The organism is Streptomyces sp. NPDC006309 (assembly GCF_040613095.1).
GTDB lineage: Bacteria > Actinomycetota > Actinomycetes > Streptomycetales > Streptomycetaceae > Streptomyces.
The window spans coordinates 1-24674 of record NZ_JBEXRO010000007.1; the positions used below are offsets into that span (position 1 = coordinate 1).

Sequence of the window (24674 nt, forward strand, 5' to 3'; positions counted from 1 at the left end):
ATCCCTACCGCAGGCTGCCCAACGCCCCCCGGCAGGTCGGCGCGCTGCTCGACGCCAAGGCCGTGCACGGTGGCCGCAGTGCCCGCAACCATCTGGACGGACAACCGTCCGTCGCACCACCGCCTTGTCCGCTTACGTTCGTCCCGCCGCGAGCCGCCGGGACAACGGCGGCTCCCCAGACGGGAGATCGGGGGTGCACACATGCGCGTAGGACTGCTTACGGAGGGTGGCTATCCGTATGTGAGCGGTGACGCCGGGCTCTGGTGCGACCGGCTCGTGCGCGGACTCGGGCAGCACGAGTTCGACGTCTACACGCTCGGCCCCGGCCGGTCCCAGCAGCGGGACGAGCACCCCGTCCCGCTCCCCCCGCAGATCAGCCGGGTGCGTACGGCACCGCTGCGGACGGCCGAGCCCGACGGGGTCGCGTACGGACGGCGCGCGCGCCGGCGCTTCACCGAGTGCTACGGCGAGCTGGTGGGGGCGGTGTCCGCCGGGGCCGTCGGCACCGGCCCCGGCAGCGCGTCCGGTGTTCCGGCGGACACGGTGTCCGGCGGGGCTCCCGCCACCGGTACCGACGGCGTCTGCGACGAGCTGGCGGACCGTTTCCGCAGCGGGCTGTACGGGCTCGCCGAACTCGCCCGCGAGGAAGGCGGGCTCGTCGGCGCCCTGCGCTCCGACACCGCCGTACGCGCCCTGGAACACGCCTGCCGCGCACCGGGGGCACTGCGCACGGCGCGCGAGGCGCGCGTACCCGAGCTGCTCACCGTCACCGCCCACCTCGAACGCGCCCTGCGCCCCCTCTCCCTCGACTGGTACGACGACGATGGCCTCGGCGCGGCCGACCTCTGTCACGCCACCACCGGCGGCCCCGCCGCCCTCGCCGGGCTGCTCGCCCGGCACTTCTCCGGCGTACCGCTGCTCGTCACCGAGTACGGCGTCCGACTGCGCTCGCACTACCTGGGCGCGGGCCCCGGCACCGCCGCCCTCGCCGTACGCGCCCTGCTCGCCGCCTTCCACGGCCGGCTCGCCGCCGAGGTGTACCGCGCGGCGGCACTCCTCACCCCGGGCAACGCGCACGCCCGCCGCTGGCAGGAGCGGTGCGGCGCCGACAGCGCCCGCATCCGCACGGTGTACCCGGGCATGGAGGCCGCCCGCTTCACGGAGGCCGGCGAGTCCCCGGACCGCGCCGATCCGCACACCCTGGTCTGGGTCGGGCGCGTCGAACCCGCCAAGGACCTCGTCTCGCTGCTGCACGCCTTCGCCGAGGTCCGCAGGGAGAGACCCGGGGCCCGCCTGCGCATCCTCGGCGCGCCCCTGGGTGTCCACGGAGCGGCCTACCTCGGGCACTGCCGGGCGCTCGCCGCGCAGCTCTTCCCGGACGAGGCCGACGGTGTGCACGCCGTCGGTGACAACCCCGTCTCCTTCCAGGAGATCGGCGGCCCCGAGGCACCCACCCCGGCCGACGCGTACGCGGCCGGCGCGGTCGTCGTCCTCTCCAGCGTCGTGGAGGGCTTCCCGGTCAGCCTCGTCGAGGCGATGTTCTGCGGCCGGGCCACAGTGTCCACGGATGTGGGCGCGGTCGTGGAGGTCATCGGCGGCACGGGACTCGTCGTACCCCCGCGCAACCCCAGGGCGCTCGCCGAGGCGTGCGTCGGGCTGCTGCGGGACCCCGAGCGCCGTGCGCGCCTCGGCGCCGCCGCACGCGCCCGCGCACTCGAACTGTTCACCGTCGAGCAGAACACCGCGGCATTTCACGGCATTTACCTGGAGATCGTCTCGCACAACCCGGTCCGCCGGGTCGTCCTCGACAAGGCCGGCGCCCCGCTGCCGTTCGCCACCCCCGCCGAGTCCCGCCTCCCCGGCCACTGGACCGCCCCCGCGCCCCGCGCCCTGCCCGGCTGGGCCACGGCCGCTCCCGTACGGGCGACACGGCCGGCGACCCCCGAGGGAGTGCGATGAACGACGTGGACAGCCGGCCCCCGGGGACCGGGCCGACGCCGGGCGTCACCAAGCAGCCGGGCACGCCTGGCGGCGGAGGTCGGGGCGGGGCAGGGGGCGTGGACTCCGGTTCGCCGCGTGGACGGGCGGGTGAGCGGGGCGGACCGGGATCCACCGTTGGGCACACCGCCGCGGTGGAGGACGCCTGGAGCGGAGGGGAGCGGACCGGGGCGGACCGTCCGGGAGCGCCCGGCGGAGCCGATCCGTGGGACGCGCGGTCGGGAGAGTGGCTGACGAACGGACCGGCCGGATCGGCCGGCCCACGATCACCGGCCGATCCTTTCGAAGGACCTGGCCGAAGCGGCTCCGGTACGTCTGCCGGCCTCATCAGCGACTCAGCCCTGAGCGGCGTCGGAGCGACGGTCGGCCCCGTCGCGGATCCCGGGCCCGCTCCCTGGCCGTCGGCCGATCCCGTCGGGGCGATGGGGTCACTCGGGGCACACCGACTCAACCCTGGTTCGCCGGCCGATCCCACCACACAGCCGCCGAGGTCCGTTCCGGCCCCACCGGGGTCCCGGGATGCGGCGGACGGTACCGGCGGCGTGGCGCCCGGGCCCGTGGAAGCGGTGGACGCGGTGGACGCGGTGGGCGGTGCCCGCGACGCGGTGGAAGCGGTGGACGCGGTGGGCGGTGCCCGCGAACGGGTGGCCGGCCCCCGCGCCGTGACGGACCCGGCGCCGAGCCGGAGACCTGCGCCTCCGGCTCGGCGCGGACCGGTCGACCCGGTGAAAGTCCTGCTGCACCAGCACCGCGAGCTGTGTGAGCGGGCCGTGGACCCGTTGGAGATCGCCGCCGGACTGGAGGCGCACGGCGTGACCGACCGGACCGCCGCCCGCTTCCGGCACCGCGACGTCTTCTCGCTCGCCGAGGAGCTGTACGCGCGAGTGCCGCGCACCGGCGAACCCCACCCGGCACCCGGGTCCCTGCCCGTACCCCGCGCCCGTGCGAGCTGGGCCCTGCTCAGCCTCCTGCCCGGGACACTCGGCGCGGCCACCGTGGCCGGGCTGCGCCTCACCCACGGGCACCCCCGCCCACTGGTCGCCCTCGGGGGCATCCTCGCCGTGGCCCTCGCCACGCGCGCGGCACTGCGTAACGGTCCGCTCGCCGATCCGCCCGGCACGCGTGCACGGCGATCCGCGTACGCCGCGCGGGCGTGGACCCTGTGGCTGCTCGCGTACGCCCTGGTCGGCGACGGGCTCCTCCACCGCGTCATGACGGGCGGCCCGGGCGTCCCGCCCGCCGTCACCGGAGACGCTCCCTGGCCCACGGCGGCCACCGCCCCCGTCCTCGCCCTCCTGCTGGCCTGCGCCCCCGCGGCCTGGTGCGCCCACCTCCTCACCGCCGGCGCCCGCCGCAGGCTGGCCGGCAGCCGGAGCCTCGGGGACTTCACGGCCGCCGCCAAACCGCTGCTGCTCGGCACGTTCGCCCTGTTCCTGGGCGCTCTCACCGGTCTGCTCCAGCTGTGCGCCACGGTCCTGCGCGAACCCGCGGCCCGCCCGCAGGCCCTCACCCTGGGCGCCCTGCTCCTGCTGGGCCGCCTGCTCACCGTGCACCGCCACCGGCACGCTCCCGTGCTCGCGCTCGGCACCGCGGCGGCGACACAAGCGGCGGCCCTGGCACTGCCGCTGGCCGCCCGGCTGCCCGGCTGCGCCCCTCTCGCGGCCCCCGTACGAACCCTCGTCGGCGCCGCGGGGGAGGCCGCCGTACCGGTCCTCGCCTGCGGCACCGCGGCCCTGGCCCTGCTGCTGCACGCCGGCCGCACCCTCACCCAGGCATCGGCCCACGCGCCCACGGGAGCAGCCGAGTGACTCTTCTGCCCACCGGTCCGACCCACCGCCGGAGGCACCCGCATCACCCCTCTGAAGGAGAACACCAGATGACCACCTCCCGACCCGGAGCGTCCGGCCCCACCGGAACCGCCGGAGCGGCCGGAGCAGCCGCAGGGACCCCCGAAACAGCCGGTACCGCCGGCGCGCACACCCCGGGAGCCGCCCGATGAGGATCCTGCTGATCGGAGCCAACGGATTCATCGGCCGCTTCGTCGCCGACCGTCTGCTCGCCGACCCGGCCGTCCAGCTCACCGCACTCGGCCGCGGCGACGACGCCGACGTCCGCTTCGACCTCGCCACCGGCAGTCCGGGCGCCCTCACCCGCTTCCTGGACGCGGTCCACCCCGGGGTCGTCGTCAACTGCGCGGGCGCCACCCGCGGCGGCGCCCGCGAACTCACCCGGCACAACACCGTCGCCGTGGCCACCGTCTGCGAGGCCTTGCGGCGCAGCGGCTGCGGTGCCCGGCTGGTGCAGGTCGGGTGCGGCGCGGAGTACGGCCCGAGCCAGCCCGGCTCCTCCACGGCCGAGGACGCCGTACCGCGCCCCGGCGGCCCGTACGGCGTCAGCAAGCTCGCCGCGACCGAACTGGTCCTCGGCTCCGGCCTGGACGCCGTCGTCCTGCGCGTCTTCTCGCCGGCCGGTCCCGGTACCCCGGCCGGTTCCCCGCTCGGTCGGCTCGCCGAGGCGATGCGCCGGGCGATGCAGTCCGGCGACGGCGAACTCAAACTCGGCGGTCTCGGCGTACAGCGCGACTTCATCGACGTCCGTGACGTCGCCCGGGCCGTGCACGCCGCCTCGCTCTCCGCCGCGCAAGGTGTGATCAACATCGGCTCCGGCCGCGCCGTCCGACTCAGGGACGCCGCCGCCGTCCTCGCGCGCGTGGCCGGGTACGGCGGTGCCCTCCACGAACTCGACGTCCCGCCCGGGCCCCTGCTGCGCGGCACCATCGGCCACCCGCGCGCGGAGCCCGACCACACGGCCCCGATGGCGTACCCGTACCCGGACGGCTGCGGCACCTGGCAGCAGGCGGATGTGCGCACCGCGCGCGACCGGCTCGGCTGGCGGCCCCGCATCGCCCTCGAGGAATCCCTGGCCGACATCTGGATGGAGGCGGCCTGCCGCATCTGAGGGGGCACCGGTACGCCGGGGCGCGGACGGTGCCCGGCTACTGGGACGACTTCGTCTCGCCGTTCGGAACGGGTGTCTCGGAATGAAGAAGGCCGTGGCAGTGTTACGGGGAGAACAACCGTAGTGATTGACCGATCAACGGAGCCCCCGTGTCGCTGCCACCCCTGGTCGAGCCAGCTACTGAGCTCACCGTAGACGAGGTCCGCAGGTACTCCCGCCACCTGATCATCCCCGACGTGGGCATGGACGGGCAGAAGCGGCTGAAGAACGCCAAGGTGCTCTGTGTCGGCGCCGGCGGCCTGGGCTCGCCGGCGCTGATGTACCTGGCCGCCGCGGGCGTGGGCACCCTCGGCATCGTGGAGTTCGACGAGGTCGACGAGTCGAACCTCCAGCGTCAGATCATCCACAGCCAGGCCGACATCGGCCGCTCCAAGGCCAAGTCCGCGCGCGACAGTGTCAAGGGCATCAATCCGTACGTGAACGTCGTCCTTCACGAGGAGCGGCTCGAAGCCGACAACGTGATGGAGATCTTCAGCCAGTACGACCTGATCGTCGACGGCACCGACAACTTCGCGACCCGCTACCTGGTCAACGACGCGTGCGTGCTGCTGAACAAGCCGTACGTCTGGGGTTCCATCTACCGTTTCGACGGTCAGGCGTCCGTCTTCTGGTCGGAGCACGGACCCTGCTACCGCTGCCTCTACCCGGAGCCCCCGCCCCCCGGCATGGTCCCGTCCTGCGCCGAGGGCGGCGTCCTGGGCGTGCTGTGCGCGTCCATCGGCTCCATCCAGGTCAACGAGGCGATCAAGCTCCTCGCCGGCATCGGTGAGCCGCTGGTCGGCCGACTGATGATCTACGACGCCCTGGAGATGCAGTACCGCCAGGTCAAGGTCCGCAAGGACCCCGACTGCGCGGTCTGCGGCGAGAACCCGACCGTCACCGAACTCATCGACTACGAGGCCTTCTGCGGCGTCGTCTCCGAAGAGGCCCAGCAGGCCGCCGCCGGCTCGACGATCACTCCGAAGCAGCTCAAGGAGTGGATCGACGAGGGCGAGAACATCGAGATCATCGACGTCCGCGAGCCGAACGAGTACGAGATCGTCTCCATCCCCGGCGCCAAGCTGATCCCGAAGAACGAGTTCCTGATGGGCACCGCCCTCGGGAGTCTCCCGCAGGACCGGAAAATCGTCCTGCACTGCAAGACGGGTGTCCGCAGTGCGGAAGTCCTGGCGGTCCTGAAGTCCGCGGGCTTCGCCGACGCGGTCCACGTCGGCGGCGGCGTCATCGGCTGGGTCAACCAGATCGAACCGGACAAGCCCGTCTACTGATCGGCCGGGCCGACCGACGAGGAAACAGGCCCACGGCCCTGACCGGTTCAGGCGCCGTGGGCGGTCCGCCCCCGGAGTGGTCAGGCGACGCAGTGGTGGTTTCTCCACCCGGCCGCGTACCCGGCCCGGTAGCCCGCCCTGAAGGCGTGTGTGCCATGGACCGGGGGCACGTGCAGGTAGCAGCTGTAGTCCCCCGACCCGTCGTCGTACCCCGCTCGGTAGCCTCGCCGATACTCCTGCCGCGCATCGTTCTGTCTCGAGGTCGGACTCGACGCGTCCGCGACTGCCGTGGATGGTGCCGATCGCGTGGCAACGCCGGCCTCCGCAACGGCCGGTGAGAGCGCCAGTGAGGCGAGGAGGAGCGGAGCGAGAACGCCGAAGCATCTCCTGAAGCCGCATTTTGCCATGTTCATGGTTGCCGCCCGCGGTGATGTGTGGATCTCCGAATGTGCGGGTTGTGAGATGGTGACCCGCACTTCGATCGTCCCCCTCCGTTCCCTCGCACGCCACTTGCCGGCCCCGCCGGCTCGTGATGGGACTCAGCGGCTTCTCCGAAGCCGGCAAGGGGAACCGCCGGTAGGGAAGTTGTGCCGTCAGGAGCACACCTTGCCGTCCTTCGGCACCGTGCCGTACAGCAGGTAGGCGTCGACCGTCGAGTCGACGCAGTCGCTGCCGTTGCCGTACGCCCCGTGGCCCTCGCCCTTCCAGGTCAGTTCGACGCCCACGCCCCTGCCCAGTTCGTCGGCCATCCTGCGGGCGCCCTCGTAGGGGGTCGCCGGGTCGCCGGTGTTGCCGACCAGCAGGATCGGCGCCGCGCCGGGTGCGCTCACCTCCGGCGTGTCGAACTGGCCCGGCACCGGCCAGTGGTGGCACCAGCCGGCCGTGTCCCATCCGAGGAAGTCTCCGAACACCGGGGAGATGCGCTCGAACTCCGCCAGTCGCTGCCTGGTTCCCGCGAGCGTCGGCCGTTGGCGGTCGTCCAGGCACGATATGACCCGCTGGGAGTGGGACGTCGTGCCGTAGTGGCCCGAGGAGTCACGGTCGTCGTACGCGTCGGCGAGCGCGAGCAGCTGCGAACCGTCGCCCGTCTCCGCCGACTTCAGTGCACTGGTCAGCCGGGGCCAGCTCGACTCGCTGTACAGCGGCAGGATGATCCCGGTGGTCGCGAGCGTCTGGGTCAGCTTTCGCCCGGACGACGTCGGCAACGGCTTCGCGTCCAGCCGCTTCAGCAGGTCCGCGATCCTCCTCGAACCCAGCGCCGGGTCCTGGCCGGTGGACTTCAGATAGTCGTCCAGTGCCCGCTGGAAGCCGCGGGCCTGGTTCTGCGCGTGGCCCACCGTGTCGGCGGCCGGGTCGACCACGGCGTCGAGCACCAGCCGTCCCACCCGCTTCGGGAACAGGTGGGCGTAGACGCCGCCGAGTTCGGTGCCGTAGGAGATGCCGAAGTAGTGCATCTTCCGGTCGCCCAGGACCTGGCGCATCAGGTCCATGTCGCGGGCGCTGTCGGTGGTGGACACATGGGCCAGCAGCGAGCCGGCGGCCTTCCGGCAGCCCTTGCCGAAGGCGGCGGCGTCCCGGAAGTACGCCTTCTCCTCGGCCGGGCCGTCCGGTGTGGTGTCCACGGCCTCGGCGGCCTCGATCGCCCGGTCGTCGCGGCAGCGGACGCCCTCGCTCGCGCCGACCCCGCGCGGGTCCCAGCTCACCAGGTCGTACCGTTCGTGGAGTGCGGAGACGGTCGCCGAGTAGTACGGCATCGTCGAGACTCCCGAGCCGCCCGGGCCGCCGAAGTTGAACAGCATCGAGCCGATGCGGTCACGGCCGGTCGCCCGCGCGCGGATCAGGGCGAGGCCGATCGTCTCGCCGCCCGGTTTCGACCAGTCCAGCGGCGCCCTGAGCGTCGCGCACCGCCAGTCGTCGCCGGGCGCGGCGGAACTCCCGCTGGCCTTGCAGCGTCGCCAGTCCAGGTGCTGCGCGGTGAGTGAGGAGGGAAGGTCCACCGGGGAGACAGACGCGGAGGACGGCGACGCCGGGGGCGCCGGCGAACCGGATCCCTTGCCCTCGTCACCGCTTCCGCCCCCGCCGGACGAGCCGCCGCAGCCGGCCAGCAGCAGTGCCGCGGCCACCGCGGCGGTCCCGCGCAGAAATCGCCTCATGCTTACCCCCCTCACAGGCCCTCCGCGTCGTGCCGCGCCGGGCGTTCAGGCCATGGTAGGCGTCCCCGGCCCGGCACATGACGGCCTGTGGATAACCCTCTGACCTGCGGATTTGTGGGGCTGACTGGCCATGTCAGGGCACGACCGGTCCCGTCAGGAGCAGACCGTGCCGGTCTTCGGCACCTTGCCGTCCAGCAGGTAGCCGTTCACCGCGCTCTGCACGCACCGGTTCTTGCTGTCGTAGGCGCCGTGCCCCTGGCCCTTGTACGTCAGCTCGACGGCCACGCCCTTGCCGAGCGCGTCGACCATCTTCTTCGCGCCCTCGTACGGGGTGGCCGGGTCACCGGTGTTGCCGACGACGAGGATCGGTGCCGAACCGGGTGCGCTGACGTCGGGATGGTCGGCGGCCCCCGGCACCGCCCAGTCGGTGCAGCCGACCATGCTCCAGGCCAGGTAGTGCCCGAACAGCGGGGAGGCGGCCTGGAACTCGGGCAGCTTCCGCTGGACGTACTCCGTGGTGTACCGCGGTTTCTCGTCGGAGCAGTTGATGGCGATGTTCGCCGCGGTGATGTTGCTGTACTCGCCGTTCTCGCTGCGGCCGTTCATGAGGTCGGACAGCAGCATGAGGGTCCTGCCGTCGCCGTCGTACGCCTCCTCCAGCCCCTCGGTGAGGTACTCCCAGAAGTCCTTCGAGTACAGGGACTGCGCGATGCCGTTGGTGGCGGCGGTCTGGGTCAGCCGGCGCGGGAGGATCCCGGGGATCGGCTTCTTCTCCAGGTCGGCCAGCAGCTTCGCCATGCGGTCCTTCACCCCCTGCTCGGTGTCCCCGACCGGGCATTCCGTGGTCTTGGAGGTGCAGTCCTTCGCGAAGTTGTCGAGGGCGAGCTGGAAACCGCGGGCCTGGCCGAGCGCGCTCTGCTCGGGGTTCTGGGTGGGGTCCACGACACCGTCGAGGACGGCCCGGCCGACGTTCCCCGGGTACAGGTGGGCGTAGACGCCGCCGAGTTCGGTGCCGTAGGAGATGCCGAAGTAGTACAGCTTGCGGTCGCCCAGGACCTGGCGCATCAGCTCCATGTCACGGGCGGCGTCGGTGGTGCGCACATGCGGCAGGATCTTTTTGGAGTTCTTCTCGCAGGCCGCGTTGAACTGCTGCGTCCGCTTCAGCAACTGGGCACGTTCGGCGCTGTCGTCCGGGGTCGCGTCCTGCTGGAAGTACGCGTCCAGCTGGGCGTCGCTCTCGCACTCCACCGGCGCGCTGAGGCCGACCCCGCGTGGATCGAAACTGACCAGGTCGTAGCGGGTGCGCAGGGCGGTGTAGTCCTCGCCGAACGACGGCAGCGCGGTCACGCCGCTGCCGCCCGGGCCGCCGAAGTTGAAGACGAGCGAGCCGATCCGGCTGCTCGCGGGGCCACTGGCCCGGGCCCGGATCAGGGCGATGCCGATCGTGTCGCCCTTGGGCCGGCCCCAGTCCAGGGGCGCCTTCATGGTGGCGCACTGCCACGCGGTGCCGTTCGGCAGCGGGGAGGGAGCGCTGCCGCCGCCCTCCGCCTCCGACGGGGCCGGACAGTCCTTCCAGTCCAGCTTCTGCGCCGTGAGATCCCCGTCCTCGGCGTGGCCGCCGCATCCGGCCAGTACGGCGGAGAGCAGCACGGCGGTGGTCAGGGCGCCGGCGCGCAGCCGGAAGGGGTTCGCCATAACCCCATCCTGGAGGCGCGCACGCCGGGGCGCGCGGGGCGCGGGCCGTCCGGGGTACCGCACCGCGGGGGCGGCGGCAGCCACCCGGCAGGGGCCCTAGGTCGTGTCGTCGAACTCCCGCCGTTCGCCCGAAGGGCGGGCTCTGCGGCGTCAGGTGCGTGCTCGCGGCGTGCCGGGTCCTGACTCTCGTACTGGACGTACTCGGGTCGGGGCCCGGTGCGGCGAGAGTGCGTGCATGGCGTCGTGGAGCAGGCGGGAGTTTGGCGACACGGCCTAGAGGGCTCCCTTGCGGCTGAGATGGCCGAAGGCGAACCAGCCCGGCAGCACCGGCAGCCACAGGGTCAGCAGCCGGAACAGCAGGACGGCCGGCGCGGCGACCTCCTTGGGCAGGCCCACGGCGATCAGGCCGACGGTCAGCGTCGCCTCGACCGCGCCGACGCCGCCGGGGGTGGGCGCCGCCGAACCGAGGGCGTTGCCGGCGAGGAAGACGACGGCGACGCTGGCGATGCTCAGCGACACCGAGCCGTCACCGAAGGCCCGGATCGAGGCGTCCAGGCACATCACGAAGCAGGCGGTCAGCAGGAGCATGCCGCCGATGCCGGTGACGAGCTTCTGGGGCCGCTGGAGCACGTCGAGCATGCGGGGCACGACGCCGGCGAACAGCGACCTCACGCGCGTGACGACGAACTTCCGCAGGAACGGCACCGAGGTGACCACGAGGACCAGGACGGCCACGGTCAGCAGGCCCGCGATGACCGTGCGGGACGGCGACAGCGACGGCGTCTTCTCGGTGCCGGTCAGATAGCCGAAGGACAGCAGCATCAGGATGTGACAGCCGAGCCCGAACAGCTGGGAGGCGCCGACGCTCGCGACCGCGAGTCCCGGCCGCACACCGGCGCGTTGCAGGAAGCGCGTGTTGAGGGCCACACCGCCGACTGCCGCCGGCGCGACGATCTTCACGAACGATCCGGCGACCTGCGCCGCCACCGTCCGCGGGAACGGCACCCGTTCCGGTACGAAGCCCAGCAGCGCCATCGCGGCGGCGACGTAACTGAGCGCCGAGAAGAGCACCGCGGCGGCCACCCAGCCCCACTGGGCCTGCGCGAACAGCGTGCCGAACTGGATGTGGGTGAGCTGCGTCAGCAGGTAGTACGCGCCGATCGCACCGGCGATGAAACTGATCAGCGTGCGTGGTTTGACCCGCTCCAGCCGGGCCGGCTCCACGGGCGCCTGGGGCCTGATGAGCAGCACCTGGTGCCGGATCTGGGTGAGCAGATCCTCCTCGCGGGCCTCGTCGAGGGCTTCGTCGATGGCCCGCTTCTCCGCGCGCTGCTCGGCGCGGACGGTCTTCTTGTCGGGCTTCTCCAGGGCGGGCGCCGTCGTCTCGGGCGTCTCCTCCGGGCGGGCCGGCTTGCTCTGCCGGGAGGCCTCGAGCACCGCCTCGCGTTCGCGCTGTGCCCGCTCGCGCGCCAGCCGGCGCAGCGTCGCGCGCGTGGAGCGCGTCAGTGCGATCGGTTGCAGCATCGGCAGACAGTCGGCGACCGCGTCCGGGCCGAGCACCCCGACGGCCGAGGCCACCGCCCGCCGGGCGCCGACCCGCAGGCCGAGCGTGGTGACCAGCTGGGCGACGTCCATGCGCAGCAGCAGCTCGCCGGCCGCGATCTCGCCGCCGCGCAGCTCGGTGAGGATCACCCTGCCGGAACGATCCACCAGGATGGCGTCACCGGCCAGCCGGCGGTGCGCGATGCGGCGCGACTGGAGCGCCTGCACCTGCTGCCAGGTGTTGCGCAGCAGGTCGTCGGTGATGTCCTCGTCGGCCAGCGAGTCCAGCGTGCGCCCACCGGTGTGCTCGTAGACGAGCATGACCGCGTCGGGGCCGAGTTCGGAGGTGGCGATCAGCTTGGGCGCGTTGGCGCCCGCCGCGATCGCCGCGTACGCCAGCAGCGCCTCCTGCTCCAGTGCCTGGCGCAGCGACTGGAGGCTGGAACGGGTGGCGAAGCCGCGCAGGGTCAGATTGCGCCACGCGCGGTAGAAGAAGCCCTGCGCCTGCTGCTCCCGGTCGACGACCGTGACGTCCAGCGGCGGGCCGTCCTCCAGGGTGACGAAGTAGCGCCGGCCCCGGTCGCCGTTCTCCGTCTCCACGGCCTCCTCGCGCGCCGCGGAGACGGGATGGAAGCCGACGTGCGCGAGGCCCGCCATCAGCGTCTGCCCGGTGGGGCGGACGTTGGGGGAGCCGACCGCGTACAGGGTGCCGTAGGCGATGGTCCAGCCGATCAGCACCGTGAGGATGATCGAGAAGGGCGTCGTGTAGCCGGTGACCAGCATCGAGAACGCGTCCAGCGTCAGCACGATCCACAGCACCGCGCGCCATCGGGGTCTGCGGGACATGCCGACGGCCGTCATGTAGGCGATGACGGGTGCCAGATAGCCGTGCACCGGGTCGGTCAGGGCGTGGATGTCACCCGGCGAGGGCTGCGTCAGCGCGTCCTGGATCGAGTTCGGGGCGGCCCGGGCGACCCACAGGTCGGTGGCGAGGGTCACTCCGTGGGCGAGGACGGCGGCGAGGACGCCGTCGGCGATGCGCAGGCCGTCCCGTTTGATCAGCCGTTCGATGGCGAAGGCGACCGGCACGAGGAGGATCGCGATGCTGGACCCCAGGCCCGCGATCTTGATGAGCAGGTCAGGGGCCTGCCCGGTGCCCTTGTTGATGTCCTGTTCGAGGCCCGAGGTGGTGCCGTGGGCGAACGCGGCGATGGAGAGGAGCACCGCGATGGCCAGCACGCCCACCAGGAGCCGTACGAGGTCGGAGGGGCGGTGCACGCGCGCGGGGAGCAGCGGTTCGTCGCCCTCCACCTGCTCGGCGTGCGGGTCGTCGTCGGCGCACGCGCGGTGGTCGCCGGGCGCCTCGTCGGGGGCGTGGGCTCCATGGGCGCCGCTGTCCGCACCGGTGCCTTCGTCGCTCTCCCGCGCGCGCGTGCCGTCGCCCTCGTGGGCTTCGGCGCCGTCCTGCCGCGCCCGTACGGCGTCGTCGCCGGCTGCTTCGGCCGCGGATCCGCCCGCGTGTGCGGTGTCGTCGGGGCCGCCGGCCCCGTATCCGCCCGCGCGCGTGCCGTCGTCCGTGTGCGGGCCGCTGTCTTCCTGCCGCGCGTCGGTGCCGCCCTCGTCCGCCCGAGCGGCGTCGGGGCGCGCGGAGGCGTCAGGGGTGCCCGCCACTCCTTCGGGGTGCACGCCCTGCTCCTTCATGGTCTCTTCTTGGTCTCGTATCACCAGTCACCGCCCGCACGATGGTGGCATGCCCCACCGGCACACACGGGCATCAGGGTGCGCGTGCGCGGGCGCACAGTCTGCCCGAAGGACCGCGCCGGGGCGAGAGGAGCGCTCGTCGCGGACCGCGCCGGGACGCCCGGGGAGTGCGGCAGGATGGGACGAATGAGCGAGCAGAGCCCGGCCGACGAGACCCGCGAGGAGTACGCGGACGCGCTGCCGGAGTACGCCGAGCGGGTTCTCGCGGTCGCCGAGCGGATCCCGCCCGGCCGGGTCATGACGTACGGCGATGTCGCCGAGTGGCTCGAGGAGGGCGGCCCGCGCCAGGTCGGCCGGGTGATGGCCCTCTACGGAGGCGCCGTCCCGTGGTGGCGCGTCGTACGATCCGACGGCGTGCTGCTGCCCGGCCACGAGCTGCGCGCGCTCGCGCACTACCGCGCGGAGAGCACGCCGCTGAAGCAGGCGGGCAGGAGCGCGGCGGGCCATGTGCCGAGGCTCGACATGCGGCGGGCCCGGTGGGACGGCGGCGTGGACGCGGAGGGTCACATCTGACAGCTTCCGCCATCGGCTGCCGGCACGGAGGACCTGTGGCCCGTACGGGTGACAGGGGGGACGTCGGTGGCATGCCGTACGTTCGTGGGGTGAGGGACGCACGTGGCCCGAGCGCCGCGAGGGAAGAACCGGAAGTTCTGCTTCCGTCCGGAGCGGCGGCATAGCGTCGGCAGCACGTGTCCCCCTCACCCCGCGGCCACCGCCACGCACGCGTGACCGCGCGCCCACCAGCACAACCACCAGGACCGGCCGATCACGTGAGCTCCTCTTCCTCCACCAGGCACCTGCCGCACCCCCCGGTGCGGCAGGGGAACCGTGGCGCTTACCGGCTGGTGCGTACGCCCCCGGCCACCGTGGCTCCCCCTCGTCTGGACGCGGCGCAGCGCGCCGTGGTTGACCACCGGAGCGGACCGCTGCTCGTCCTCGCCGGCCCCGGCACCGGCAAGACCACCACCCTGGTCGAGTCCGTGGCCGCGCGGATCGCCCGTGGCGCCGACCCCGAGCGGATCCTCGTGCTGACGTTCAGCCGCAAGGCCGCCGTCGACCTGCGCGACCGCATGGCCCTGCGCATGGGCGCGGCCCGCGCGCCCAGGGCGACCACGTTCCACTCGTACTGCTACGCGCTGGTCCGCGCGCACCAGGACAGCGGCCGGTTCACCGAGCCGCTGCGCCTGCTCTCCGGACCCGAGCAGGACGTCACCGTCCGCGAGCTGCTCGCCGGGCAGCCCGAGCTGGAGCGGCTCGGGCTGGCCCATGTGCGCTGGCCCGACGAACTGCGCGCCTGCCTGACCACGCGCGGCTTCGCCGACGAGGTCCGTGCCGTCCTCGCCCGCAGCCGCGAGCTGGGCCTCGGCCCGGACGCGCTGGACGCCTTCGCACGCCGCACCGGCCGCCCCGACTGGCGCGCGGCGGCCGCGTTCCTCGCCGACTACCTCGACACACTCGACCTCCAGGGCGTGCTCGACTACGCGGAACTGGTCCACCGCGCCGTCCTGCTCGCCCACCGCCCCGACGCCGCCGCACGGCTCGCCGCCCAGTACGACGCCGTGTACGTGGACGAGTACCAGGACACCGATCCCGCCCAGGTCCGGCTCCTGCACGCCCTGGCCGGCGGCGGGCGCACCCTGGTCGCCTTCGGCGATCCCGACCAGTCGATCTACGCCTTCCGGGGCGCCGACGTGAACGGCATCCTCGACTTCCCGGCCGCCTTCGCGCGCGCGGACGGCCGCCCCGCCCCCGTCGAGGTGCTGCGCACCTCCCGCCGCTCCGGCACCGCGCTGCTGGCCGCCACCCGCCTGATCACCCAGCGGATGCCGCTGACCCGGCTGCCCGCCGACAAGGTCCGCGCCCACCGGGAACCGGCCGCCGTACGGGACGGCGGCCGGGTCGAGGTCTACACGTACCCGACACCCGGCACCGAACTGGACAACATCGCGGACATCCTGCGCCGCGCGCACCTGGAGGACGGCGTCCCCTGGAGCGACATGGCCGTCCTGGTACGTGCCGGATCCCGCTCCCTGCCGACCCTGCGCCGCGCCCTCACCTCGGCCGGCGTCCCGCTGGACATCGACGGCGACGACCTGCCCCTGCGGCACGAGCCGGCGGTGGCACCACTGCTCACGGCCCTGCGCGCGGTCGCCACGGCGGAAGCACGACGCCGCGAGGACGAGCCCACCGCACCGGCCGCGGACCAGCCCGCCGAGCCGGTAGTGGCGGAGGAGCCGACCGTGCCGGCCGTGCCGGCCGAGCCGGCCGAGCCGATCGCGGCGCAGGAGCCGACCGTGCCCGCCGAGCCCTTCGCACACGCAGAGTCCACCGCACCCGCCCCGGTGCCGGCCTACCCCGTCGCGGACGCAGAGGCCACCGCACCGGTCCCGGAGTATCCCGCCACGCCGCTCCCGGAGGAGCAGCCCGCCGCGGCGGCCGAGCCGTCGGTGGAGCCGGGCGACGACGACCGTGAGCCGTCCGCCGGGCGCACGGCCGCCCACGAGACACCGGCACCGGCCCCGGACACCTGCTGGCTCGACACCGAGACCGCCCTCACCCTGCTCGCCTCCCCCCTCGCCGGCATGGACGCCGCCGACCTGCGCCGCCTCGGGCGCGCCCTGCGCGAGGAGGAACGGGCCGCCGGCAATCCGCTGCCGCCGCCGTCCGACGAGCTGCTCACGCGGGCGCTCGCCGAGCCCGAGCGCCTGGCGGTGCACGACCCGGCGTACGCCCGCGGTGCGCAGCGCCTCGGCGCGCTGCTCCGCAAGGCCCGCGAGCGCCTCGCGGGCGGCGGTACGGCCGAGGACGCGCTGTGGGACCTGTGGGAGGGCACGCCGTGGCCCGCGCGGCTGGAGCGGGCCGCCCGGCGCGGCGGCGCGGCCGGCCGCAACGCCGACCGGGACCTGGACGCCGTGTGCGCGCTGTTCGCCACCGCCGCGCGCGCGGAGGAGCGCACCGGCGGCCGTGGCGCCCTGAACTTCCTGGCGGAGATCGAGGCCGAGGACATCGCCGCCGACACGCTCACCCGCCGTGCGGTACGCCCCGACGCCGTCCGCCTGATGACCGCGCACCGCTCCAAGGGCCTGGAGTGGCGGCTGGTCGTCGTCGCCGGCGTCCAGGAGGGCCTGTGGCCTGACCTGCGCCGCCGCGGCTCGCTGCTGGAGGCCGACCGCATCGGCCGCGACGGACTCGCCGAGCCGCTCACCCCGGGCGCGCTCCTCGCCGAGGAGCGCCGTCTGTTCTACGTCGCCGCCACGCGCGCGCGTGAACGGCTCGTCGTCACCGCGGTGAACGCACCGGCCGACGACGGTGACCAGCCCTCCCGGTTCCTGACCGAGCTGGGCGTCGAGCCCAAGGACGTCACCGGCCGCCCCCGGCGCCCGCTGTCCGTCGCCGCGCTCGTCGCCGAGCTGCGCGCCACCACGGTCGACCCGCGCGCGTCCGCCACGCTGCGGGAGGCCGCCGCCCGCCGGCTGGCCCGGCTGGCGGCGCTCGCCGACGAGGACGGCCGCCCGCTGGTGCCGTCCGCGCACCCCTACCGCTGGTGGGGCATGTTCGAGCCGACCGAGAGCAAGGTGCCGCTGCGCGACCGCGACCAGCCCGTCGCGCTCTCCGGCAGCGCTCTCGATCAGCTCGCCAACACCTGCGCGCTCCAGTGGTTCCTGGGCCGCGAGGTCAAGGCCGACGCGCCCGCGACCACCGCGCAGGGCTTCGGCAACGTCGTCCACGTCCTCGCCGACGAGGTCGCCTCCGGGCGCACTCCGGCCGACCTCGACGTCCTCATGGAGCGCCTGGACTCCGTGTGGAACGCACTCGCCTTCGACGCGCCCTGGAAGTCGCAGCAGGAGAAGGACAACGCGCGTGTGGCGCTCGAACGCTTCCTGAACTGGCACGTGCTGGCCCGCGCCGGCCGCACCGCCGTGGCCAGCGAGCAGGACTTCGACGTCACCCTCGGAGCGGGCGACTACGAGGTCCGCATCCGCGGCCAGATGGACCGCGTCGAGACCGACGGCGACGGCCGGGCCTACGTGGTCGACTTCAAGACCGGCAAGCAGGCACCCACCGCGCGCGAGGTGGAGCACCACCCGCAGCTCGCCGTCTACCAGCTCGCCGTCCGCGAAGGCGCCGTCGACGCGGCCTTCGGCGGCGCGCGCCCCGAACCGGGTGGCGCGGAACTGGTCCACCTCAGGCAGGGCGCCGCCAAGCGGGACGGGGGCGACGGCCTGCCCCGGGTGCAGGGCCAGGAGCCGCTGACGGGGGAGTGGGTCGGCGAGCTGCTGGCCACCGCCGCCGGAAAGGTCCTCGACGAGCGGTTCACACCGAGCGCCGGCCAGCACTGCACGCACTGCGCCTTCCGCGCCTCGTGCAGCGCCCGTCCCGAGGGACGCCACGTGGTGGAGTGAGACGCGGTCGGCGGGGGTGACGTACCGCACCCTCCGTGCTGACCTGCCCTTTCCTGCCTCCGGCGGTCGATTCGTCCGCGACTGTCAGTGGCCGCCGCTAGCCTCTTTCGACATGCCAGCCCGTATCACCGACCCCGAGCAGCTCAAGCAGCTCCTCGGCATCCCGTTCACCCCGGAGCAGGTGGCCTGCATCACCGCGCCGCCCGCCCCGCAGGTGATCGTGGCCGGCGCCGGGTCCGGCAAGACCACCGTGATGGCGGCCCGCGTGGTCTGGCTGGTAGGCACCGGCCAGGTCGCCCCCGAACAGGTCCTCGGCCTGACCTTCACCAACAAGGCCGCCGGTGAGCTGGCCGAACGCGTCCGCAAGGCGCTGATCGCGGCCGGCGTCACCGACCCGGACGTCATCGACCCGGACAACCCGCCGGGCGAGCCGGTCATCTCGACGTACCACGCCTTCGCCGGCCGTCTGCTCACCGACCACGGCCTGCGCATCGGTCTGGAACCCACCTCCCGCCTCCTCGCCGACGCCACCCGCTACCAGCTCGCCGCGCGCGTGCTGCGCGAGGCCCCCGGCCCCTACCCGGCGCTGACCCGTTCCTTCGCCGACCTGGTCAGCGATCTGCTCACCCTCGACTCCGAACTCGCCGAACACCTCGTAGACCCGGAGAGGGCGCGCGCCTGGGACGCGGATCTGCTGCGCACCCTGGACGGCGCCAAGCTCACCAACGCCGACCTGCGCAAGGTCCCCGAGACGGCCGCGGCCCGCCGGGAACTCGCCGACCTCGTCCGGCGGTACCGGGCCGCCAAGCGCGAGCGTGACCTGCTCGACTTCGGTGACCAGATCGCCCTGTCGGCCCGCCTCGCCGGCATCCCCGAAGTGGGCCGCCTGCTGCGTGAGGAGTTCCGTGTCGTGCTCCTGGACGAGTACCAGGACACCTCCGTCGCCCAGCGCGTCCTGCTGGCGGGCCTCTTCGGCGGCGGCACCGGCCACCCGGTGACCGCGGTCGGCGACCCCTGCCAGGCCATCTACGGCTGGCGCGGCGCCTCCGTCGCCAACCTGGACGACTTCCCCGAACACTTCTCCCACGCCGACGGGCGGCCCGCCACCCGGCAGGCGCTCAGCGAGAACCGCCGCAGCGGCGGGCGCCTCCTCGACCTCGCCAACGGCCTCGCCGAGCCGCTGCGCGCCCTGCACGCGGGCGTGGAGGCACTCCGCCCGGCCCCGGGCGCCGAGTACGACGGCACGGTCCGCTGCGCCCTGCTGCCCACGCACGCCGAGGAGATCGACTGGATCGCCGACTCCCTCGCCCACCTCGTCCGCACCGGCACGCCCCCCGGCGAGATCGCCGTGCTGTGCCGCACCGCGACCGACTTCGCCGAGATCCAGGGCGCCCTCGTCGCCCGTGACATCCCCGTCGAGGTGGTCGGGCTGTCCGGGCTGCTGCACCTGCCCGAGATCGCCGACCTCGTCGCCGTCTGCGAGGTCCTCCAGGACCCCGGCGCCAACGCCTCCCTGGTGCGCCTGCTGACCGGCCCGCGCTGGCGCATCGGCCCCCGCGACCTCGCCCTGCTGGGTCGCCGGGCCCGCCTGCTGGTCGCCCACGCGCGCGTGGACGGCACCGACGACCCCGACCGCCGGCTCGCCGCCGCCGTGGAGGGCATCGACCCGGCCGAGGTGATATCGCTCGCGGACGCCCTGGACACCTTCCTCGAGACACCGGCGGCCGGTGCCTTCGGCGAGGGCGCCGACGACGGGCTGCCGTTCTCGCCGGACGCGCGCGTGCGCTTCGCCCGGCTGGCCACGGAACTGCGCGACCTGCGCCGCTCGCTGTCCGACCCGCTGATGGACGTCCTGCACCGGGTGCTGGCCGTCACCGGCCTGGAGGTGGAGCTGTCCGCGTCCCCGCACGCGCTGGCCGCCCGCCGCCGCGAGACCCTGTCCAACTTCCTGGACACCGCCGCCTCCTTCGCCGCGAGCGACGGCGAGGCAACGCTCCTCGCCTTCCTGGGCTTCCTGCGCACCGCGGCCCAGTACGAGAAGGGCCTGGACAACGCCCTGCCCGGCGGCGAGAACACCGTCAAGGTGCTCACCGCGCACAAGTCCAAGGGCCTGGAGTGGGACGTCGTGGCCGTCCCCGGACTGGTGACCGGCACCTTCCCCAGCGCCCAGGGCCGCGAGAAGTGGACCGCCCAGGCCAAGGTGCTCCCGCACGCCCTGCGCGGCGACCGCGACACCCTGCCCGACATCGACTCCTGGGACTCCCGGGGCATGAAGGCCTTCCACGAGGCCATGAAGGACCACCAGCACACCGAGGAACTCCGCCTCGGCTACGTCACCTTCACGCGCCCCCGCTCCCTCCTGCTCGGTTCCGGCCACTGGTGGGGCCCCAGCCAGAAGAAGCCGCGCGGCCCGTCCGACTTCCTCCAGGCCCTGTACGACCACTGCGCCGCCGGACACGGCGAGATCGAGGCGTGGGCGGACGAGCCCGCCGAGGACGAGGAGAACCCGGCCCTGCACACGGCCACCGCAGACCAGGTGTGGCCGCTCCCGCTCGACGCCGGCGCCCTGGCCCGCCGCCGCGCCGCCGCCGAGACCGTGCTGGCCCACCTGGACACCCTCGCCGCCGAACCCGCGAGCCGCCCGCCGGCCCGCCACGACCCCGCCGGCGCCGAGGACCCGGACTGGCCCGCGCCCCCGCCCGACCCGTACGGCGAGGAACCCGTTGACCCGTACGGCGCGGAACCCGGTGCCCACGACCCGTCCGACGAAGAGCGGTACGGCCGGGGGCCCTACGACGACGAGCCCTACGACGAAGAGCCGTACGACGAGTCGTACGAGGACGCCCTGGCCGATGCGGCCCTCCCCGTCGAGGACGACCCCCTCCACGGCCCGGACCTCCCGTACGACGAAGCCGTCCCGGGCGAACACGTCCCCGGCCAGGCGCTCCCGGCCGGTGCCGGCCGGAACTCCTGGAACGCCGAGCGGCCGACGGTCCCCCACCAGGCATCCGCCCCGCAGAACCAGCCCCGCCCCCGCCGGTCACCGCGCGCCGCGTCGCTCACGCCCGAGGAGGCCCGCACCATCGCCTCCTGGGACCGCGATCTGGACGCCCTCACCGGCGAGCTTCTGCGCGCCCGGCAGGCCGTCACGGACGTCCCCCTGCCCGCCACGCTCACCGCGACCCAGCTGCTGCGGCTCGCCGAGGACCCGGACGGGCTCGCACAGGAACTCGCGCGCCCCATGCCGCGCCCCCCGCAACCGGCCGCGCGCCGGGGCACCCGGTTCCACGCCTGGGTGGAAGCCCGCTTCGAGGAGCTGACCCTCCCCCTGCTGGAACCGGAGGAGCTGCCCGGCAGTGACGCCGAGATCGCCGACGAACGCGACCTGGAAGAACTGAAGGAGGCCTTCGAGCGCACCGAGTACGCCCGGCGCACCCCCTACCGGGTCGAGGCCCCCTTCCAGCTCACCCTGGCCGGCCGTGTCGTACGGGGCCGCATCGACGCCGTCTACAGGAACGACGACGGCGAGGGGACGACGTACGAGATCGTGGACTGGAAGACCAGCCGCACCCGTACCGCCGACCCGCTCCAGCTCGCCGTCTACCGGCTCGCCTGGGCCGAGCAGCAGGGCGTGCCGCCCGAGTCCGTCACGGCCGCCTTCCTGTACGTGCGCGGCGGCGAGGTCGTACGCCCCGAGGGACTGCCGGACCGGGCCGCGCTGGAGCGCCTGCTCACCGGGGAGACGGAGAGCACACCGGAGGCGAGCTGAGTGTGACGAACCCCCGCCGACGATGTCGTTGCGGGCGGATAGGCTCGTGAGCATGAGCCAGACCCCGGACAGCGCCGTCCGCGCGTACATCGAGCAGCAGCGCGCCGCCTTCCTCGACGACCTCACCGCATGGCTGCGCATCCCCTCCGTGTCGGCCCAGCCCGATCACGCGCCCGACGTACGGCTCAGCGCCGACTGGCTCGCCGGCAAACTTGTGGAGACGGGCTTCCCGACCGTCGAGGTCTGGCAGACCCCGGGCGCCCCGGCCGTCTTCGCCGAGTGGCCCTCGGACGACCCGGAAGCACCCACGGTCCTCGTCTACGGCCACCACGACGTGCAGCCCGCCGCCCGCGAGGACGGCTGGGACAGCGACCCCTTCGAGCCGGTCGTCCGCGGAAACCGCCTGTACGCGCGCGGGGCGGCCGACGACAAGGGCCAGGTGTTCTTCCACACACTCGGTGTCCGCGCCCACCTCGCCGCCACCGGCCGCACCGCCCCCGCCGTCCACCTCAAGCTGCTCGTCGAAGGTGAGGAGGAGTCGGGCTCCCCGCACTTCCGGGCCCTGGTGGAGGAGCGGGCCGGGCGGCTCGCCGCCGACGCCGTGATCGTCTCCGACACCGGCATGTGGTCCGAGGACACCCCGACCGTCTGCACCGGCATGCGCGGCCTCGCCGAGTGCGAGATCCGGCTGTACGGACCCGACCAGGACATCCACTCCGGCTCCTTCGGCGGTGCCGTGCCCAACCCGGCCACCGCCGCCGCCCGCCTGGTCGCCGCCCTTCACGACGAGCACGCGCGCGTGGCGATACCCGGCTTCTACGACGGCATGGTGGAGCTGACCGACCGCGAGCGCGAGCTCTTCGCCGAGCTGCCCTTCGACGAGGGGCGCTGGCTGCGCACCGCCAGGTCCCACGCCGCCCACGGCGAGGCCGGTCACACCACCCTGGAACGCATCTGGGCCCGCCCGACCGCGGAGGTCAACGGCATCGGCGGCGGCTACCAGGGGCCCGGCAGCAAGACGATCATCCCGTCGACGGCCATGGTGAAGCTGTCGTTCCGGCTGGTCGCCGGCCAGGAACCCGGCCACATCGAGAAGGCCGTCCGGGACTGGGCCGCCGAACAGGTGCCCGCCGGCGTCCGGTGCGAGATCGACTTCGGTTCGGCCACGCGCCCGTGCCTGACCCCGCTCGACCACCCCGCGCTGCGCTCCCTGGCCCGCGCCATGGGCCGCGCCTTCCAGCAGCCGGTCCGCTTCACCCGCGAGGGCGGCTCCGGGCCCGCCGCCGACCTCCAGGAAGTCCTCGGTGCCCCCGTGCTCTTCCTGGGCATCTCCGTCCCCTCCGACGGCTGGCACGCCCCCAACGAGAAGGTGGAGCTGGACCTCCTCCTCAAAGGCGTCGAGACCAGCGCCTACCTGTGGGGTGACCTGGCCGAGAACTGGCGCCCCGCACCCTGACCGGCCGGGGCCGTACGGCAGGGCACCGCGCGCGGGGCACACTGGAAGAACCGCCCGCCCGCCCTGCCCCGCCTACGCCCGGCCCGGTGCCCTCCGCCCTACGTCCCGCCGAACCGCCCGCCGAACGAACCGCTGCTCTGGGGGAGTGGAACCACCCGTGACCACCTGGACCGACCACACAGCCGACCGACCCATCTCGCTGACCGCCCCGAGCGGCATCGACCGCGCCGCCCACCACCGGCTGGACGAGGCCTGGCTCGCGGCGGCGTGGAGCCACCCCACGACCCGGTGTTTCGTGGTCTCCGGCGGCCAGGTGCTCATCGACGAAGCCCCGGACGGCCGGACCGAACTCGTCATGACGCCCTCCTTCGAGGCGCCGCTCACCGAGGCGCACCGCTACTTCCTGGGCATCGACGAGGAGGGCGTCAGTTACTTCGCCCTCCAGAAGGACGCGCTGCCCGGCCGCATCGACCAGTCCGCGCGCCCCGCGGGCCTGCGCGAGGCCGGCCTGCTGCTGTCGCCGCGGGACGCCGGGCTCATGGTGCACGCGGTCGGCCTGGAGAACTGGCAGCGCACCCACCGTTTCTGCTCCCGCTGCGGTGAGCGCACGGTCATCGCCGCCGCCGGCCACATCCGGCGCTGCCAGGCCTGCGGTGCCGAGCACTACCCGCGCACCGACCCGGCCGTGATCATGGCCGTGACCGACGAGGACGACCGCATCCTGCTCGGCCGCCAGGTCCACTGGCCCGAGGGCCGCTTCTCCACGCTCGCCGGCTTCGTCGAGCCGGGAGAGTCGATCGAGCAGGCGGTGCGCCGCGAGGTGTCCGAGGAGGCCGGCATCACCGTCGGTCCGGTCGAGTACGTCGCCAGCCAGCCCTGGCCGTTCCCGTCGAGCCTGATGCTCGGCTTCATGGCCCGAGCCACGTCCACCGAGATCGAGGTGGACGGGGACGAGATCCACGAGGCGCGCTGGTTCTCCCGCGAGGAGCTGCACGCGGCCTTCGAGTCCGGCGAGGTGCTGCCGCCCTACGGCATCTCCATCGCGGCCCGCCTGATCGAGTTGTGGTACGGCAAGCCCCTGCCGACGCGCGGTTTCTTCTGAGCCGCGCCACCCCGGTGCGGGACGACACAGGACAGGGCGGCCCCGGAGTGATCGGGGCCGCCCTGTCCGGCGTGTCACCGCGCGGGCGCGCGGAACGTCACGCGGCGAGCTTCTGCTTCACCTGAGCCAGCGACGGGTTCGTCAGTGTGCTGCCGTCCGCGAACAGCACGGTCGGAACCGTCTGGTTACCGCCGTTCGCCTTCTCCACGAACGCGGCGGACTCGGGGTCCTGCTCGATGTTGATCTCGCTGTACGCGATGCCTTCGCGGTCCATCTGGCTCTTCAGCCGCCGGCAGTAGCCGCACCACGTCGTGCTGTACATCGTCACAGTGCCCTGCATGTCTCGCGCTCCTCAGGCAGCTCGGAAAACGTCGTCGGACGTACAACGCACCGGCCCGGGCCCCCATTCCCGCCCGGGTACGCCCGCCTCCGCACGGATACAAGCAACAGAACCCGTGGGCCCCGGCACAGAACCCAAGGGCCGCTTCCGTCGTCTGCCGCCCCGCCCG

13 protein-coding genes are annotated in these 24674 nt (G+C 73.7%); 9 read left to right on the forward strand and 4 right to left on the reverse strand.

The window, feature by feature from the left end:
* Nucleotides 1-201 precede the first annotated feature (201 nt).
* The 4 genes from ABZ117_RS12215 to moeZ all read left to right on the forward strand — a co-directional run bounded on the left by ABZ117_RS12215 (nucleotide 202) and on the right by moeZ (nucleotide 6284).
* Nucleotides 202-1959: a DUF3492 domain-containing protein gene (locus tag ABZ117_RS12215; RefSeq protein ID WP_356819873.1), complete on the forward strand. Its 1758-nt coding sequence runs from the start codon at nucleotides 202-204 to the stop codon at nucleotides 1957-1959.
* A 701-nt stretch (nucleotides 1960-2660) separates the two neighbouring features.
* Nucleotides 2661-3806 carry a hypothetical protein gene (locus ABZ117_RS12220; protein WP_356820220.1) on the forward strand — a complete coding sequence of 382 codons (1146 nt, stop codon included), beginning with the start codon at nucleotides 2661-2663 and terminating at the stop codon, nucleotides 3804-3806.
* 187 nt (nucleotides 3807-3993) lie between these two features.
* A complete protein-coding gene (locus tag ABZ117_RS12225) occupies nucleotides 3994-4956 on the forward strand; it encodes an NAD-dependent epimerase/dehydratase (protein ID WP_356819875.1) in 963 nt (320 codons plus the stop codon).
* 149 nt (nucleotides 4957-5105) lie between these two features.
* Nucleotides 5106-6284 (forward strand): adenylyltransferase/sulfurtransferase MoeZ, encoded by a 1179-nt coding sequence (gene moeZ / locus ABZ117_RS12230; protein WP_356819877.1) that lies wholly within the window; start codon nucleotides 5106-5108, stop codon nucleotides 6282-6284.
* Between the two features lie 593 nt (nucleotides 6285-6877).
* Here moeZ and ABZ117_RS12235 read toward each other — a convergent pair.
* The 3 genes from ABZ117_RS12235 to ABZ117_RS12245 all read right to left on the reverse strand — a co-directional run bounded on the left by ABZ117_RS12235 (nucleotide 6878) and on the right by ABZ117_RS12245 (nucleotide 13375).
* The gene (locus ABZ117_RS12235; protein WP_356819879.1) at nucleotides 6878-8437 is read right to left on the reverse strand and encodes an alpha/beta hydrolase; all 1560 of its coding nucleotides are present in this window, start codon (nucleotides 8435-8437) and stop codon (nucleotides 6878-6880) included.
* A 153-nt stretch (nucleotides 8438-8590) separates the two neighbouring features.
* Complete coding sequence (locus ABZ117_RS12240) at nucleotides 8591-10132, reverse strand: alpha/beta hydrolase (protein WP_356819881.1); 1542 nt, start codon at nucleotides 10130-10132, stop codon at nucleotides 8591-8593.
* Between the two features lie 273 nt (nucleotides 10133-10405).
* Nucleotides 10406-13375 carry a lysylphosphatidylglycerol synthase domain-containing protein gene (locus tag ABZ117_RS12245; RefSeq protein ID WP_356819883.1) on the reverse strand — a complete coding sequence of 990 codons (2970 nt, stop codon included), beginning with the start codon at nucleotides 13373-13375 and terminating at the stop codon, nucleotides 10406-10408.
* A 186-nt stretch (nucleotides 13376-13561) separates the two neighbouring features.
* On the opposite strand from ABZ117_RS12245, the gene ABZ117_RS12250 reads away from it, so the two are divergent.
* The 5 genes from ABZ117_RS12250 to nudC all read left to right on the forward strand — a co-directional run bounded on the left by ABZ117_RS12250 (nucleotide 13562) and on the right by nudC (nucleotide 24165).
* Complete coding sequence (locus tag ABZ117_RS12250) at nucleotides 13562-13948, forward strand: MGMT family protein (RefSeq protein ID WP_356819885.1); 387 nt, start codon at nucleotides 13562-13564, stop codon at nucleotides 13946-13948.
* Between the two features lie 257 nt (nucleotides 13949-14205).
* Complete coding sequence (locus ABZ117_RS12255; protein ID WP_356819887.1) at nucleotides 14206-17838, forward strand: UvrD-helicase domain-containing protein; 3633 nt, start codon at nucleotides 14206-14208, stop codon at nucleotides 17836-17838.
* 112 nt (nucleotides 17839-17950) lie between these two features.
* The gene (locus ABZ117_RS12260) at nucleotides 17951-21607 is read left to right on the forward strand and encodes an ATP-dependent DNA helicase (RefSeq protein WP_356819888.1); all 3657 of its coding nucleotides are present in this window, start codon (nucleotides 17951-17953) and stop codon (nucleotides 21605-21607) included.
* Nucleotides 21608-21659: 52 nt separating this feature from the next.
* Complete coding sequence (locus ABZ117_RS12265; RefSeq protein ID WP_356819890.1) at nucleotides 21660-23063, forward strand: dipeptidase; 1404 nt, start codon at nucleotides 21660-21662, stop codon at nucleotides 23061-23063.
* Between the two features lie 157 nt (nucleotides 23064-23220).
* Nucleotides 23221-24165 carry an NAD(+) diphosphatase gene (gene nudC, locus ABZ117_RS12270; RefSeq protein WP_356819892.1) on the forward strand — a complete coding sequence of 315 codons (945 nt, stop codon included), beginning with the start codon at nucleotides 23221-23223 and terminating at the stop codon, nucleotides 24163-24165.
* Between the two features lie 97 nt (nucleotides 24166-24262).
* Here the strand turns inward: nudC and ABZ117_RS12275 are convergent, their stop codons facing one another.
* On the reverse strand, nucleotides 24263-24505 hold the full coding sequence (locus tag ABZ117_RS12275) for a mycoredoxin (protein WP_356819894.1): 243 nt from the start codon (nucleotides 24503-24505) through the stop codon (nucleotides 24263-24265).
* Nucleotides 24506-24674: the final 169 nt, after the last annotated feature.